Raw genomic sequence first — 14,329 nt, 5'->3', positions numbered from 1 at the left:
GAAGCGTCGACGCGCGACGGTTTCAGTGCCCCTCGGCGGCCTGCGCGCGCCGCTGCAGCAGGCGGCCCACGGCCACCACGAAGAAGGCGCCGGCAGCCGCGGCCGCATAGTGCAGCCAGGGGTTGGCAGCCAGCACGCCGTGCAGCGACACGTCGCTGGCAATGGTTTCGCCGCCGACCCAGCCGATCAGGGCGGCGCCCAGCATGACGACGATCGGAAAGCGTTCCATGAGCTTGATCATGAGCGTGCTGCCGAAGATCACCAGCGGAATGCTGATGGCCAGGCCAAGCACCAGGAGCACCATGTTGCCCTGCGCGGCGGCGGCCACGGCAATCACGTTGTCCAGGCTCATGACGAGGTCCGCCAGCAGGATGGTGCGCACGGCCGCCATCATGCTGCCGTATTCCTTGGCTTCGCCTTCGCCTTCATCTTCTTCGCTCAGCAGCTGCAGGCCGATCCACAGCAGCAGCAGGCCGCCGACGATCTGCAGGTAGGGCAGCGCCAGCAGCCTGGCCGCCACCACCGTGAGCACGATGCGCAGCACCACGGCCGCGCCCGAGCCGAACAGCACGGCCTTTTTCTGCTGCGCGGGCGGCAGCGATCGGGCCGCCATGGCAATCACCACGGCGTTGTCGCCCGAAAGAATGATGTTGATCCAGACAATCTTGATCAGACCGATCCAGAAGTCGGCGCCTTGAAGGAGTTCCATGTCTCTTGTTCCACTGTGTTGTAGTGAAAAAAGCGCCCGCAATCCAGATTGCGGGCGCTTTTTCTTTTTGCGTGGTTGCGCGGAGAACTGCCGGGGGCTTGTTTAGAGCTGGGCCTTGAGCAGTTTTGCCAGTTCCGAGAAGTTGCGCGTCACGGTGAAGCCGCACTCTTCCATGATGGCGAGCTTGGCATCGGCCGTGTCGGCACCGCCCGAGATCAGCGCGCCGGCGTGGCCCATGCGCTTGCCGGGAGGGGCGGTGACGCCGGCGATGAAGCCGACCACCGGCTTCTTCATGTGTTCCTTGCACCAGCGGGCCGCGTCGGCTTCGTCGGGGCCGCCGATTTCGCCGATCATGATGACGGCGTCGGTGTCGGGATCGTCGTTGAAGGCCTTCATCACGTCGATGTGCTTGAGGCCGTTGATCGGGTCGCCGCCGATGCCGACTGCCGACGATTGGCCCAGGCCGATTTCGGTCAGCTGCGCCACGGCTTCATACGTGAGCGTGCCCGAGCGCGAGACCACGCCGATGCGGCCCTTGCGGTGGATGTGGCCAGGCATGATGCCGATCTTGATTTCGTCGGGCGTGATGAGGCCGGGGCAGTTGGGGCCCAGCAGCAGGGTCTTCTTGCCGCCGGCCGCTTCCTTGGCCTTCATCTTGTTGCGCACTTCGAGCATGTCGCGAACCGGGATGCCTTCGGTGATGCAGATCGCCAGGTCCAGGTCGGCCTCGACGGCTTCCCAGATGGCAGCGGCTGCGCCTGCCGGCGGCACGTAGATCACCGACACGGTGGCGCCGGTCTGCGAAGCGGCTTCCTTCACCGAACCGAAGATCGGGATGTTGAAGATCGACTCGCCGGCCTTCTTGGGGTTCACGCCCGCGACGAAGCAGTTCTTGCCGTTCGCGTATTCCTGGCACTTCTCGGTGTGGAACTGGCCGGTCTTGCCGGTGATGCCTTGCGTGATGACTTTGGTGTCTTTGTTGATGTAGATCGACATGACTTGTTCCTTAGGCCTTCTTGACTGCTGCGACGACCTTCTGGGCCGCGTCCGCCATGGTGTCGGCGCTGATGATCGGCAGGCCCGAATCGGCCAGCAGCTTCTTGCCTTCGACTTCGTTGGTGCCCTTCATGCGCACGACCAGCGGCACTTGCAGGTTCACGGCCTTGCAGGCTGCGATCACGCCGGTGGCGATGGTGTCGCACTTCATGATGCCGCCGAAGATGTTCACGAGGATGGCTTCCACGTTCTTGTTCTTCAGCATGATCTTGAAGGCTTCGGTGACCTTCTCGGGGGTGGCGCCGCCGCCCACGTCCAGGAAGTTGGCCGGCTCGCCGCCGAACAGCTTGATGGTGTCCATGGTGGCCATGGCCAGGCCGGCACCGTTCACCAGGCAGCCGATGTTGCCGTCCAGGCTGATGTAGGCGAGGTCGAACTTGGAGGCTTCGACTTCGGCCGCGTCTTCTTCGTCGAGGTCGCGCAGGGCCACGATTTCGGGGTGGCGGAACAGCGCGTTGCTGTCGAAGTTGAACTTGGCGTCCAGCGCCATGACCTTGCCCTTGCTGTCACGGTTGAGCGGGTTGATCTCGACCAGCGAGGCGTCCGTCTCCATGTAGCAGGTGTAGAGCTTCTTGAGGATGTCGACCGTCTGGGCGGTGGAATCGGCCGGCATGCCGATGCCGTCGGCGATCTGCTTGGCCTGCTCGTCGGTCAGGCCCTTTTCGGGGTCCGCGAACACGGTGATGATCTTCTCGGGCGAGGAGTGGGCCACTTCCTCGATGTCCATGCCGCCTTCGCTGGAGGCGATGAACGCGACCTTCTGCGTGGCGCGGTCGGTCACGGCCGAGACGTAGTATTCCTTGTTGATGTCGGCGCCATCTTCGATGTAGAGGCGGCGCACCTTCTGGCCTTCGGGGCCGGTCTGGTGGGTCTTGAGCTGCATGCCGAGGATCTCGCCGGCGAGCTTCTTGACGTCCTCGATGGACTTGGCGACCTTGACGCCGCCGCCCTTGCCGCGGCCACCCGCGTGGATCTGGGCCTTGACGACCCACACCGGGCCTCCAAGTTTCTGGGCGGCCTCGACCGCCTCCTGAACCGTATAGGCCGGAATGCCGCGCGGCACCGGCACGCCGAACTTGGCAAGGATTTCCTTGCCTTGGTACTCGTGAATCTTCATGAGGGATGTCTCTCGGAAGGAGGAGGTTGAGAACGGGGGATCTGGGGTCTGAGGCGTCTTTGGCTCTGTTGCTCGCGGGCGACGGCAGCCTGACGGCTGGGGGCGGCGAACAACCGCGGACTGTATCATGGTGCGGCGCACCAATACTCGACGTGGCCTTGCGGTCAATACGTACTTTCTTCTAGCCCCTCTACGCATACTCCGATATGGCCAAGGTTTTCATCGACGGCGAAGCCGGCACCACCGGCTTGCAAATCCGCGAGCGGCTCCAGACGATGCCGCAGATCGAACTCGTGAGCATTGCGCCCGAGCTGCGAAAAGACGTGGCCGCCAAGCGCGAGCTGATGGCCGGCGTCGACCTGGTGGTGCTGTGCCTGCACGACGATGCAGCGCGCGAATCGGTCGCGCTGATCGACCAGCTGCCCGGCAAGAAGCCCAAGATCATCGACGCCTCCACCGCGCACCGCGTGGCGCCCGGCTGGGTGTTCGGCTTTCCCGAACTGGCGGCCGGCCACTGGCAGGCCGTGGCCGCGGCCGACCGCGTCGGCAACCCGGGCTGCTATGCCACCGGCGCCATCGCCATGGTGCGTCCGCTGGTCGACGCCGGCCTGCTGCCGGCCGACTTTCCGATCTCGCTGCCTTCGGTGAGCGGCTATTCGGGCGGCGGCCGGGCCATGATCGAGGACTACGAGAACGGCAAGGCGCCGCTTTTCGAGACCTACGCGCTCGGCCTCAAGCACAAGCACATTCCTGAAATCATGAAGTACACCGGCCTCACGCGCCGGCCGGTCTTCATTCCTTCGGTGGGCAATTTCAAGCAGGGCATGCTGGTGCAGCTGCCGCTGCACCTCGACCTGCTGCCCGGCAAGCCGAAGGCCGGCGACCTGCAAGAGGCCCTGGCCGCGCACTACGCCAAGAGCAACACGCCCGAGCAGTTCGTGAAGGTGCTGCCGCCCACCGATGACGGCAAGCTCGACGCGCTGGCGCTCAACGACACCAACAATCTCGAAATTCGCGTGTTCCCGAACGAGGACCACCGCCACGCCGTGGTGATTGCGCGCCTGGACAACCTGGGCAAGGGCGCAAGCGGCGCCGCGGTGCAGAACCTGAAGCTGATGCTGGCGCTCTGAGCGCCCGCGGCTGAGCCCTTCCTGGCAGGCCGGGGCCGCGCCCGGCCGTCAGTCTTCGTCGAAATCACTCCGCAGCACCTTGGCCACCACCGCGCCCGCAAAGCCGCGCGCCAGCAGGAAGCGCGTTTGCCTGGCGCGCTCCTTCGCATCGGCGGGCGGTGCGTCGAAGCGGCGGCGCCACAGGGCCGTGGCGCGCTCCACCTCGGTGTCCTGAAGGCTGGCCACGGCCTGTGCAATGGCCTCGGGCGCAATGCCCTTGGCCTGCAGCTCCTGCCGCACCCGCAGCGCGCCCGAGCGGGCGGCGCGCTGGTTCAGCACCGAGGCCACCACGCGCGGCTCGCTGATGAAGTCCTTGGCGGCCAGCTCGTCGAGCGCGCGGGCCAGTTCGCCGGGTGCTTCTTCGTGCCTGGCCAGCTTGCGCTCCAGTTCCGCGCGCGAATGCTCGCGCTGGCTCAGGAGCCGCAGTGCGCGGCCTTTGAGGGAGGGGGCGCCGAAAGCCATGCGCTGCCTCCGTGCGTGCTCGCCGGCTTACTCGCCCTTGTCGGCTTTGTCGGCCTTGGGCGCCTTCGCCGGCTTCTCGGCCTTTTCGGGGGCGGGAGCGTTGGCATCGGCCGCCAGCAGGGGAATGCCCAGCGATTCGCGCACCTTGTTCTCGATCTCGCGCGAGAGTTCGGGGTTCTCGCGCAGGAACTCGCGGGCGTTGTCGCGGCCCTGGCCGATCTTTTCGCCGTTGTAGGCGTACCAGGCACCCGACTTGTCGAGGATCTTGGCGTTCACGCCCATGTCGATGATCTCGCCTTCGCGGCTGATGCCTTCGCCGAACAGGATGTCGAACTCGGCCGTCTTGAACGGAGGCGAGACCTTGTTCTTCACCACCTTGACCTTGGTTTCGTTGCCGATGGCCTCGTCGCCCTTCTTGATGGTGCCGATGCGGCGGATGTCCAGCCGCACCGAGGCGTAGAACTTCAGCGCATTGCCGCCGGTGGTGGTTTCGGGCGAGCCGAACATCACGCCGATCTTCATGCGGATCTGGTTGATGAAGATGACCATGCAGTTGGTCTTCTTGATGGTGGCGGTGAGCTTGCGCAGCGCCTGGCTCATCAGGCGGGCCTGCAGGCCGGGCAGCGAGTCGCCCATTTCGCCTTCGATTTCGGCCTTGGGCGTGAGCGCGGCGACCGAGTCGACCACGATCAGGTCGACGGCGCCCGAGCGCACCAGCGAATCGACGATTTCGAGGGCCTGCTCGCCGGTGTCGGGCTGGCTGATGAGCAGGTCGGACAGGTTCACGCCGAGCTTCTGGGCGTACTGCACGTCGAGCGCGTGTTCGGCGTCGACGAAGGCGCAGGTGCCGGCCTGCTTCTGCATCTGGGCGATGACCTGCAGCGTGAGCGTGGTCTTGCCCGAGGATTCCGGGCCGTAGATTTCGATGACGCGGCCGCGCGGCAGGCCGCCGACGCCCAGCGCGATGTCCAGGCCGAGCGAGCCGGTGGAGACCACCTGGACGTCTTCGAGTGCCTCGCCCTCGCCGAGCCGCATGATCGTGCCCTTGCCGAACTGCTTTTCGATCTGGGCCAGTGCGGCCTGCAGGGCCTTGGCTTTTTCGCTGCCTGCGACCGAGATGCTGGTGCCCTTGACGAGTGCGTCCATGAAGAAATCTCCTTGAAAATCAACGGTTTGTGTGTGGATGCGGTCCATCTGCTTTTAATCACAGGCTGGATGCTTGAACAGTAGTGTAGGGGCTGATTGGTTTGAGTAAACCCATTTTTTGGTCAGTTTGCTTTACCATCTGCCGATGGCCGAATCCGCTTTTCCGACCGACCCGGACGCCTGGCGCCAGACCCACCTGGGCCGCCTGCTGGGCCATGCGATGCGCCGCTTCGACGAGCGCGTGCTCGAACTCATGGCGCATGACGTGAACGTGCCGCTGGCGCTGTCGAACCTTGCGGCGCGCGCGCAGGTGAGCGCGGCGCACATCCACATCACGCGGCACCTGGCGCGCGAGGGCTCGCGCCTGACCGAGCTCGCGCAGCGCGCCGGCATGACCAAGCAGGCGATGGGCGCGCTGGTGGACCAATGCGAGGCCTGGGGCCTGGTCACGCGCGGGCCCGATCCGCTCGATGCGCGGGCGCGGCGCGTGCTCTTCACCACCGACGGCCTGGCCTGGCTCGACGCCTTCCGCGGCGCCGTGACGCAGGCCGAGCGCGAGTTCCGCGCGAGCGTGGGCAACGACATTGCCACCGTGGTAACCATCGGACTCGAGGCCTACACGGCGGGCTAGACTCGGCAAAGAGACATATGTGAACGCGGCGCCAGTGCGGCGCCCGAACCGGCCGGAGGTGGCTCATGCGGATTCTGATTGCGGAAGACGACCAGGTGCTGGCCGATGCCCTGCTGCGCAGCCTGCGCACCTCGGGCGCGGCGGTCGACCACGTGGCGAACGGATCGCAGGCCGACACCGCGCTCATGACGCACAGCGAGTTCGACCTGCTGATCCTCGACCTGGGGCTGCCCAACCTGCACGGCATCGAGATCCTGAAGCGGCTGCGCGCACGCGGCTCGCAGCTGCCGGTGCTGGTGCTCACCGCGGCCGACAGCGTGGAGGAACGCGTCAAGGGCCTGGACCACGGCGCCGACGACTACATGGCCAAGCCCTTCAGCCTGCAGGAGCTCGAGGCGCGCGTGCGGGCGCTCACGCGGCGCGGCATGGGCGCCACCAGCAACACGATCCGCCACGGCCCGCTGGTGTACGACCAGGCCGGCCGGGTGGCCACCATCGACGGCAAGATGGTCGAGCTCTCGGCGCGCGAGCTGGGCCTGCTGGAGGTGCTGCTGCAGCGCGCCGGCCGCCTGGTCAGCAAGGACCAGCTGGTGGAGCGCCTGTGCGAATGGGGCGAGGAAGTGAGCCTGAACGCGATCGAGGTCTACATCCACCGGCTGCGCAAGAAGATCGAGAAAGGCCCGGTGCGCATTGCAACGGTCCGAGGCCTCGGCTACTGCCTCGAGAAGATTCCTTGACGCGCCGCCACGCGTAGTGCCCGAAGACCCCCGGGGGCAACTGCCTTGAAACTCTTCCAGCGCGCGCAGCGCTCCCTGTTCGGCGAGATCCTCGACTGGATGCTCACGCCGCTCCTGCTGCTGGTGCCGGTGAGCATCGGCGTGACCTGGCTGGTGGCGCAGGGCATTGCCAATGCGCCCTTCGACCGCGCGCTCGAATACAACGTGCAGACGCTGGCGCGGCTGGTCACGGTGCAGCAGGGGCAGACGCAGTTCGTGCTGCCGCAGCCGGCGCGCGAGATCCTGCGGGCCGACGGCGCCGACCGCGTCTATTACCAGGTGCTCGACAGCCACGGCGCGCTGCTCAGCGGCGAGCCCGACGTGCCGCATCCCAACTCCGATGAGCCCCCGGTTCCCGGCGTGGTCACGCTCCGCAACGGCGAGATGCGCGGCAAGTCGGTGCGCGTGGCCTCGCTCTGGCTCGCGGGCCCCGACAGCGACGCGGAGCCGGCGCTGCTGCAGGTGGCCGAGACGCGCGAGAAGCAGTCGGTGCTGGCCACCGAGATCATCAAGGGCGTGCTGCTGCCGCAGTTCGCGATCCTGCCGCTGGCCGTGCTGCTGATCTGGCTGGCGCTGGTGCGCGGCATCAAGCCGCTGTCGGTGGTGGAGGCGCGCATCCGCGAGCGCCGCCCGGGCGACCTGAGCCCGCTGGACGAGTCGTCGGTTCCGCTCGAAGTGGTGCCGCTGGTGTCGTCGGTCAACGAGCTGCTCGACAAGCTCAACGATTCGATCCACACGCAAAAGCGCTTCCTGGCCGATGCGGCGCACCAGCTCAAGACGCCGCTCGCGGGCCTGCGCATGCAGGCCGACCTGGCGCAGCGCGAGGGCGCCAATGCCGACGAGCTCAAGCAGTCGCTCAAGCAGATCGGCCGCGCCAGCGTGCGCGCCACCCACACGGTGAACCAGCTGCTCTCGCTCGCGCGCGCCGAAAGCACCGGCGCCGGCACCGGCCGCCAGGCCTGCGACCTGGCGCGGCTCACCATCGAGGTGGTGCGCGAAGCGGTGCCGCGCGCGATCGAGAAGCGCATCGACCTGGGCTACGACGGCGCCGAGGCGGGCGCGCCCGGCGTGGTGATCGAAGGCAACCAGACCCTGCTCAAGGAGCTGGTGCGCAACCTGCTCGACAACGCGATCAACTACACGCCCTCGACCGCCGAGCGGCCCGGCGTGATCACCGCGCGCGTGCTGGCCGACCCGTTCGGCCACGTGGTGCTGCTGCAGGTGGAGGACAACGGGCCGGGCATTGCGGAGTCCGACCGCGAACTGGTGTTCGAGCCGTTCTACCGCGTGCTCGGCAACGAGGCCGACGGCTCGGGGCTGGGCCTGCCGATCGTGCGCGAGATCGCCAACCAGCACCATGCGCAGGTGAAGCTGGAAGACGCGCATCCGGGCCGGCAGCCGCCGGGGGCGCGCTTCACGGTGCGCTTCGAGGGCGAAGAAGCCGCGGCCTGACGAGACGCGGCGGCGGGGTCGTCAGGGCGTGCCCTTGGCGTCCTTGCGGATCTGGAGCCACTCGGGATGCACCTGGCGCGCGAGGCGCTGCGGCTCGCGCTCGTTGAAGCCGGCGGGCGTGAGGCCGAAGCCGGCCAGGTCGCCGCGCGACCACAGCCAGTAGCCCAGGTTGGCGGCGAGCAGGGCCATCAGCACCAGGCGCAGTTTCATGGTGGCTGGCCTCAGAACGCCATGCCGCTCGGGCGCACGCTGACTTCGTCGCTCGAGACCAGCTGCAGCCCGCCGGCGGTGCGCACCTGGAGCTCGCCGCCCCAGGCCACGCCCTCGCACAGGCCGAAGCTGCCGTCGCTGAGCTGGACTTGCCGCCCGCGCAAGGCGTCGCGCGCGGCAAAGCGCTCGGCAAACGGCCCGAAGCCCTCGGCCTCGAAGGCCTGCACGCTGCGCACCAGCGGCGCGGCCAGCTCGGCCAGCACCTGCGGCGCGGTGGCATCGGGGCGCCACTGGCGCAGCCAGGCCGGCGGGGTGCGCATGCCATCGCCCTCGCGCGGGCCGATGTTGATGCCGATGCCGATCACCAGGTAGCGCGGCGGGGCCGGCGCATCGGCGCGGCCCGCATGCGGCATGGCGGTTTCGATCAGGATGCCGGCCAGCTTGCGGTCCTCCACCCACAGGTCGTTGGGCCACTTGAGCGCGACCTTGGCCGCGCCCGTGGGATCGAGGCTTTCCGCCACGCTCACGCCCACGGCCAGCGAGAGGCCGGCCCAGTCGCGCGGCGCGAGCGGCAGGCCCAGCGAGAAGGTGAGGGAGGCGGCGCCTTGTTCTTCGCCCTGCTGCGCGCTCTGCCAGGGCCGGCCGAGGCGGCCGCGGCCGGCCGTCTGGCGCTCGGCCACCAGCAGCACCGGTTCGACACGTCCGGCGCGCGCGCGGCGCATCAGTTCGGTATTGGTGGAGTCGATCTCGGCCACCGCCTCGACCGCGAAGCCGGGCAAGAGCGGCGCCACCGCCGCAGCGATCCGGTCTTCGAGCCAGGCGGCCTGGGTACCCATCATGCTCAGCCCTTGGCGGCTCCGTCGGCCTTCTTGGACTTCTTTTCTTCCGACTTCTTTTCAGCTTTTTTTTCGGCTTTCTTGTCCGCCTTCCTGGCTTCCTTTTTCTCGGCCTTTTTCTTTTCGGCCTTCTTCCTGGCCTTTTTCTTCTTTTTCTTTTCTTCGTCTTCGTCCTTGGGCGTCAGCAGCGTGCCGCGGCAATTCTCGGAACCGCACCAGCAGGGAAACTCGGACAGCAGCTTCGGCGTGTAGGGCTCGTCGATGATCAGGCCGTAGTCGTAGTTGAGCTCTTCTCCTGCAGCGATGTTGCGCAGCGCCTTGATATAAACGCGCCCATCGATCTCGTCGGCCTCGCAGTTCGGCTCGCACGAATGGTTGATCCAGCGCGCGTCGTTGCCCTTGACGTTGCCGTCGATCACGCGCCCGTCGTCGATGTGGAAGTAGAAGGTGTGGTTCGGCTGGGCCGGGTCGTGCGGGTGGCGGCGCAGCGCCTCTTTCCAGCTGATGACTTCGCCCTTGTATTCGATCAGCGTTTCGCCCTCGGCCAGGTCGTCCACGGCGAACACGCCGTTGCCGTGGACATCCGAGCGCCGCATCTGGATGCGGCGGCCGGCGAATTGTGGGGATTTGGAAGGCATCGCCGAAGTCTGTTAGGTTGAATATGCACACATGCGCGTGTGCGCGTGCGCACGCGGGAAGCCGCAGATTGTATGTGGCCCCCACGCTCCCGCACTGCGTGTCGTCGCTGCCCCCCGAGGGGGCCGCAGGCCGCCTTGAGGCGGCTCGGCGGCGGCCTGAGAACTCTTTTAGGAATTTGTTGATGAAGACCTTGGTAATCGCAGAAAAGCCGTCGGTGGCACAGGACATCGTCCGTGCACTCACGCCCGTGGCCGGCAAGTTCGAGAAGCATGATGAGCATTTCGAGAACGACAGCTACGTGGTAACCAGCGCGGTCGGCCACCTGGTCGAAATCCAGGCGCCCGAGGAGTTCGACGTCAAGCGGGGCAAGTGGAGCTTCGCGAACCTGCCGGTGATTCCGCCGCATTTCGACCTGAAGCCGGTCGACAAGACCAAGACGCGCCTGAACGCCGTGGTCAAGCAGGCCAAGCGCAAGGACGTGACGCAGCTCATCAACGCCTGCGACGCGGGCCGCGAGGGCGAGCTGATCTTCCGCCTGATCGAGCAGTACGCGGGCGGCAAGACCGGCCTGAACAAGCCCGTGAAGCGCCTGTGGCTGCAGTCGATGACGCCGCAGGCCATCCGCGACGGCTTCGACGCGCTGCGCACCGAAAAGCAGATGCAGGGTCTGGCCGATGCCGCGCGCTCGCGCTCCGAGGCCGACTGGCTGGTGGGCATCAACGGCACGCGCGCCATGACCGCCTTCAATTCGCGCGACGGCGGCTTCTTCCTGACGACCGTGGGCCGCGTGCAGACGCCCACGCTGTCGGTGGTGGTCGAGCGGGAGGAGAAGATCCGCAAGTTCGTGAGCCGCGACTACTGGGAAATCCACGGCGTGTTCCAGGCCGAGGCCGGCCAGTACCCGGGCAAGTGGTTCGACGCCAACTTCAAGAAGCCGCCGCCGGGCCCCGACGGCACGGCCGACGCCGAGATCCGCGCCGACCGCGTGTGGAGCGAGCGCGAGGCGCGCGAGATCGCCGATGCGGCGCGCGGCAAGCCCGCCAGCGTCACCGAGGAAAGCAAGCCCACCACCCAGGCCTCGCCGATGCTGTTCGACCTGACCTCGCTGCAGCGCGAGGCCAACGGCCGCTTCGGCTTCTCGGCCAAGACCACGCTGGCGCTGGCGCAGAGCCTGTACGAGCGCCACAAGGCGCTGACCTATCCGCGGACCGACTCGCGCGCACTGCCCGAGGACTACCTGCCGGTGGTCAAGGACACCATGAAGATGCTCGCCGAGAGCGGCATGAAGCACTTGGCGCCCTTCGCGCAGCAGGCGGTCGACGGCAGCTACGTCAAGCCGAACAAGCGCATCTTCGACAACGCCAAGGTGTCGGATCACTTCGCCATCATCCCCACGCTGCAGGCGCCGAGCGGCCTTTCCGACGCCGAGCAGAAGCTCTACGACTTCGTGGTGCGCCGCTTCATGTCGGTGTTCTTCCCGAGCGCCGAATTCCAGGTGACCACGCGCATCAGCACGGTCGAGACCAATGGCAAAAAATACCCGTTCCGCAGCGACGGCAAGGTGCTGGTCAAGCCGGGCTGGCTCGCGATCTGGGGCAAGGAAGCGATCAGCGACGACGACGAGAAGGACGGCAAGAACCTGGTGGTCGTGAAGCCGGGCGAAACGGTGAAGACCGAGTCGGCCGACCTCAAGGCACTGAAGACCCGGCCGCCCGCGCGCTATTCGGAAGCCACGCTGCTGGGCGCGATGGAGGGCGCCGGCAAGACCATCGACGACGACGAACTGCGCGAAGCGATGCAGGAGAAGGGCCTGGGCACGCCAGCCACGCGCGCGGCCACCATCGAAGGCCTGATCACCGAAAAATACATGCTGCGCGAAGGCCGCGAGCTGATCCCCACGGCCAAGGCCTTCCAGCTCATGACGCTGCTGCGCGGCCTGGGCGTGGAGGAACTCTCCAAGGCCGAGCTCACGGGCGAGTGGGAATACAAGCTCGCGCAGATGGAAAAAGGTGCGCTGAGCCGCGACGCCTTCATGCGCGAGATCGCCGAGATGACGCAGCACATCGTCAAGAAGGCCAAGGAATACGACCGCGACACCGTGCCGGGCGACTACACGACGCTGTCGACGCCATGCCCCAACTGCGGCGGCGTGGTGAAGGAAAACTACCGCCGCTACAGCTGCACCGGCAAGGCCGGGCAGGAACCCTGCGGCTTCTCGTTCGGCAAGTCGCCGGCGGGGCGCACCTTCGAGGTGGCCGAGGCGGAAGTGCTGCTGCGCGACAAGCACATCGGCCCGCTGGAAGGCTTCCGCTCCAAGGCCGGCTGGCCCTTCACGTCCGAGATCGTCCTCAAGTACGACGAAGAGGCGAAGAACTGGAAGCTGGAGTTCGACTTCGGCGACGACAAGAACGCCGACACCGGCGAGATCGTCGATTTCAGCGAGCAGGACACGGTGGGCCCGTGTCCGATCTGCGGCGCGCCGGTGTTCGAGCACGGCAGCAACTACGTCTGCGAGAAGTCGGTGCCCACCACTGCGCAGCCGACGCCCAGCTGCACCTTCAAGACCGGCAAGATCATCCTGCAGCAGCCGGTGGAGCGCGCGCAGATGGAAAAGCTGCTGGCCACGGGCAAGACCGACCTGCTCGACAAGTTCGTGAGCATGCGCACGCGCCGCGCCTTCAAGGCCTTCCTGACCTGGAACGCCGAGGAGGGCAAGGTGACCTTCGAATTCGCGCCGCGCGAAGGCGGCAGCAAGTTCCCGCCGCGCAAGACCTTCGGCAAGGCCGCGCCGGCGGGCAAGACCGCGGCGGCCAAGAAGGTGGCGGCCAAGAAGACGCCCGCCGCCAAGAAGGCACCGGCCGCGAAGAAGGCTGCCGCGCCGCGCAAGCCGGGCGCGGGCCTCAAGCCCAGCGACTCGCTGGCCGCGGTGATCGGCGCCGAACCGGTGGCGCGCACCGAGGTCATCAAGAAGCTCTGGGACTACATCAAGGCCAACGGCCTGCAGGACGCGGCCAACAAGCGCGCGATCAATGCCGATGCCAAGCTCAAGCCGGTGTTCGGCAAGGACCAGGTGACGATGTTCGAGCTCGCGGGCATCGTGGGCAAGCACCTGTCGGCGCCATGAGGGCGGGGCGCAGGCATTTCGCTACCGGGCTGGCGGCTGGTGCGGCGGCCCTGCTGCTTGCCGGCACGGCCGGCCTCGCGCAGGCCGCCGCGTGGCCCGACCGGCCCGTGAAGCTGGTGGTGCCGTTCCCGCCCGGGCAGGCCACCGACATCTTCGCGCGCGCACTCGCCGAGCAGCTCGGCAAGCGGCTGGGCCAGCCGGTGATCGTCGACAACAAGGCCGGTGCCGGCAGCAACATCGGCACCGAGTTCGTGGTGCGCGCGCCGGCCGACGGCTACACGCTGGTGGTGGCCGGCAGCGCGATGGCGGTGAACCAGACGCTCTACGCCAAGCCGGGCTTCGACCCGCGCAAGGACCTGGTGGGCATCTCGCTGATCGCCACGGTGCCGCTGGTGTTCCTGGCCACGCCCGAAAGCGGCATCCGCAGCATGGCCGACCTGGCGGCGCGCGCCAAGGCCGAACCGGGCCGGCTGAGCTATGCGAGCGCCGGCATCGGCGGCACGCAGCACCTGTCGGGCGAGATGTTCAAGTCGGCCGCGCGCGTCTTCATCACCCACATTCCGTACCGCGGCAGCGGGCCGGCGCAGTCGGACTTCCTGGGCAACCAGATTCCGCTGATGGTCGACTCGGTGACGGCCGCGCTGCCGCACATCAAGTCGGGCAGGGCGGTGGCGCTGGCGGTGACCTCGGCCAAGCGCTCCTCCCAGCTGCCCGACGTGCCCACCGTGCGCGAAAGCGGCGTGGCCGGCACCAGGGACTTCGAGGCCGTGGGCTGGCTCGGCCTGATGGCGCCGCGCGGCACGCCGCCCGAGATCACGGCGCGGCTGAACCAGGAAGTGACCGACATCCTCAAGAGCGAGCAGATGGCGCGCTTCATCCGCGACCGCGGCTCCGAGCCCGCGCCCACCACGGGCGCCGAGTTCGACCGCTTCGTGGCGAACGAGATCCAGCGCTGGGGCGGCGCGGTGAAGGCCTCGGGCGCCAAGCCCGAGTAGTTCTTCT

General features: G+C 67.3%; 14 protein-coding genes. 6 read left to right on the top strand and 8 right to left on the bottom strand.

Annotated elements, in window-relative coordinates; translation table 11 throughout:
* Positions 1 to 22 precede the first annotated feature (22 nt).
* The 3 genes from VPA02S_RS12830 to sucC form a co-directional block, all read right to left on the bottom strand.
* Positions 23 to 709 (bottom strand): TerC family protein, encoded by a 687-nt coding sequence (locus VPA02S_RS12830; RefSeq protein WP_015867929.1) that lies wholly within the window; start codon positions 707 to 709, stop codon positions 23 to 25.
* 102 nt (positions 710 to 811) lie between these two features.
* Positions 812 to 1,705, bottom strand: coding sequence for a succinate--CoA ligase subunit alpha (gene sucD / locus VPA02S_RS12825; RefSeq protein ID WP_015867930.1), 894 nt, complete (start codon positions 1,703 to 1,705; stop codon positions 812 to 814).
* Positions 1,706 to 1,715: 10 nt separating this feature from the next.
* Positions 1,716 to 2,882: an ADP-forming succinate--CoA ligase subunit beta gene (gene sucC / locus VPA02S_RS12820; RefSeq protein ID WP_015867931.1), complete on the bottom strand. Its 1,167-nt coding sequence runs from the start codon at positions 2,880 to 2,882 to the stop codon at positions 1,716 to 1,718.
* Positions 2,883 to 3,088: 206 nt separating this feature from the next.
* On the opposite strand from sucC, the gene argC reads away from it, so the two are divergent.
* Positions 3,089 to 4,012, top strand: a complete 924-nt coding sequence (gene argC / locus VPA02S_RS12815; RefSeq protein WP_015867932.1) for an N-acetyl-gamma-glutamyl-phosphate reductase — start codon at positions 3,089 to 3,091, stop codon at positions 4,010 to 4,012.
* Between the two features lie 48 nt (positions 4,013 to 4,060).
* Here argC and recX read toward each other — a convergent pair whose 3' ends face one another.
* Together recX and recA are read right to left on the bottom strand one after the other, a co-directional pair.
* Positions 4,061 to 4,513 (bottom strand): recombination regulator RecX, encoded by a 453-nt coding sequence (gene recX, locus VPA02S_RS12810; protein WP_062363965.1) that lies wholly within the window; start codon positions 4,511 to 4,513, stop codon positions 4,061 to 4,063.
* Between the two features lie 27 nt (positions 4,514 to 4,540).
* Positions 4,541 to 5,659 (bottom strand): recombinase RecA, encoded by a 1,119-nt coding sequence (gene recA / locus VPA02S_RS12805; protein WP_062363963.1) that lies wholly within the window; start codon positions 5,657 to 5,659, stop codon positions 4,541 to 4,543.
* Between the two features lie 145 nt (positions 5,660 to 5,804).
* Between recA and VPA02S_RS12800 the strand changes: the two genes are divergently transcribed.
* From VPA02S_RS12800 to VPA02S_RS12790, 3 genes are all read left to right on the top strand, one after another.
* Complete coding sequence (locus tag VPA02S_RS12800; RefSeq protein WP_018903493.1) at positions 5,805 to 6,290, top strand: MarR family winged helix-turn-helix transcriptional regulator; 486 nt, start codon at positions 5,805 to 5,807, stop codon at positions 6,288 to 6,290.
* 65 nt (positions 6,291 to 6,355) lie between these two features.
* A complete protein-coding gene (locus VPA02S_RS12795; RefSeq protein ID WP_015867936.1) occupies positions 6,356 to 7,027 on the top strand; it encodes a response regulator in 672 nt (223 codons plus the stop codon).
* Positions 7,028 to 7,072: 45 nt separating this feature from the next.
* A complete protein-coding gene (locus VPA02S_RS12790; RefSeq protein WP_015867937.1) occupies positions 7,073 to 8,518 on the top strand; it encodes a sensor histidine kinase in 1,446 nt (481 codons plus the stop codon).
* Positions 8,519 to 8,539: 21 nt separating this feature from the next.
* Here the strand turns inward: VPA02S_RS12790 and VPA02S_RS12785 are convergent, their stop codons facing one another.
* From VPA02S_RS12785 to VPA02S_RS12775, 3 genes are read right to left on the bottom strand one after another with little or no spacing between them, the layout of a single operon-like run.
* Positions 8,540 to 8,728 carry a hypothetical protein gene (locus VPA02S_RS12785; protein WP_015867938.1) on the bottom strand — a complete coding sequence of 63 codons (189 nt, stop codon included), beginning with the start codon at positions 8,726 to 8,728 and terminating at the stop codon, positions 8,540 to 8,542.
* Between the two features lie 11 nt (positions 8,729 to 8,739).
* The gene (locus VPA02S_RS12780; RefSeq protein WP_018903492.1) at positions 8,740 to 9,567 is read right to left on the bottom strand and encodes a biotin--[acetyl-CoA-carboxylase] ligase; all 828 of its coding nucleotides are present in this window, start codon (positions 9,565 to 9,567) and stop codon (positions 8,740 to 8,742) included.
* Between the two features lie 2 nt (positions 9,568 to 9,569).
* A complete protein-coding gene (locus VPA02S_RS12775) occupies positions 9,570 to 10,202 on the bottom strand; it encodes an SET domain-containing protein (protein ID WP_062363961.1) in 633 nt (210 codons plus the stop codon).
* A gap of 182 nt (positions 10,203 to 10,384) precedes the next feature.
* Here VPA02S_RS12775 and VPA02S_RS12770 point away from each other — a divergent pair, with 182 nt between their 5' ends.
* Positions 10,385 to 13,327 (top strand): DNA topoisomerase III, encoded by a 2,943-nt coding sequence (locus VPA02S_RS12770; protein ID WP_062363959.1) that lies wholly within the window; start codon positions 10,385 to 10,387, stop codon positions 13,325 to 13,327.
* Complete coding sequence (locus VPA02S_RS12765; RefSeq protein ID WP_062363957.1) at positions 13,324 to 14,322, top strand: tripartite tricarboxylate transporter substrate binding protein; 999 nt, start codon at positions 13,324 to 13,326, stop codon at positions 14,320 to 14,322. Before VPA02S_RS12770 ends, VPA02S_RS12765 begins: the two co-directional genes overlap by 4 nt.
* Positions 14,323 to 14,329: the final 7 nt, after the last annotated feature.

The organism is Variovorax paradoxus NBRC 15149 (assembly GCF_001591365.1).
GTDB classification, from domain to species: domain Bacteria; phylum Pseudomonadota; class Gammaproteobacteria; order Burkholderiales; family Burkholderiaceae_C; genus Variovorax; species Variovorax paradoxus.
The sequence above is the reverse complement of the archived record's forward strand: the minus strand, read 5'-3'. Positions and strand labels throughout refer to the sequence as shown.

Excerpts from the sequence above, each read along its gene's own strand:
- VPA02S_RS12830 (WP_015867929.1), bottom strand. The coding sequence starts at position 709 with ATGGAACTCCTTCAAGGCGCCGACTTCTGGATCGGTCTGATCAAGATT.
- sucD (WP_015867930.1), bottom strand. The coding sequence starts at position 1,705 with ATGTCGATCTACATCAACAAAGACACCAAAGTCATCACGCAAGGCATC.
- sucC (WP_015867931.1), bottom strand. The coding sequence starts at position 2,882 with ATGAAGATTCACGAGTACCAAGGCAAGGAAATCCTTGCCAAGTTCGGC.
- argC (WP_015867932.1), top strand. The coding sequence starts at position 3,089 with ATGGCCAAGGTTTTCATCGACGGCGAAGCCGGCACCACCGGCTTGCAA.
- recX (WP_062363965.1), bottom strand. The coding sequence starts at position 4,513 with ATGGCTTTCGGCGCCCCCTCCCTCAAAGGCCGCGCACTGCGGCTCCTG.
- recA (WP_062363963.1), bottom strand. The coding sequence starts at position 5,659 with ATGGACGCACTCGTCAAGGGCACCAGCATCTCGGTCGCAGGCAGCGAA.
- VPA02S_RS12800 (WP_018903493.1), top strand. The coding sequence starts at position 5,805 with ATGGCCGAATCCGCTTTTCCGACCGACCCGGACGCCTGGCGCCAGACC.
- VPA02S_RS12795 (WP_015867936.1), top strand. The coding sequence starts at position 6,356 with ATGCGGATTCTGATTGCGGAAGACGACCAGGTGCTGGCCGATGCCCTG.
- VPA02S_RS12785 (WP_015867938.1), bottom strand. The coding sequence starts at position 8,728 with ATGAAACTGCGCCTGGTGCTGATGGCCCTGCTCGCCGCCAACCTGGGC.
- VPA02S_RS12780 (WP_018903492.1), bottom strand. The coding sequence starts at position 9,567 with ATGATGGGTACCCAGGCCGCCTGGCTCGAAGACCGGATCGCTGCGGCG.
- VPA02S_RS12775 (WP_062363961.1), bottom strand. The coding sequence starts at position 10,202 with ATGCCTTCCAAATCCCCACAATTCGCCGGCCGCCGCATCCAGATGCGG.
- VPA02S_RS12770 (WP_062363959.1), top strand. The coding sequence starts at position 10,385 with ATGAAGACCTTGGTAATCGCAGAAAAGCCGTCGGTGGCACAGGACATC.
- VPA02S_RS12765 (WP_062363957.1), top strand. The coding sequence starts at position 13,324 with ATGAGGGCGGGGCGCAGGCATTTCGCTACCGGGCTGGCGGCTGGTGCG.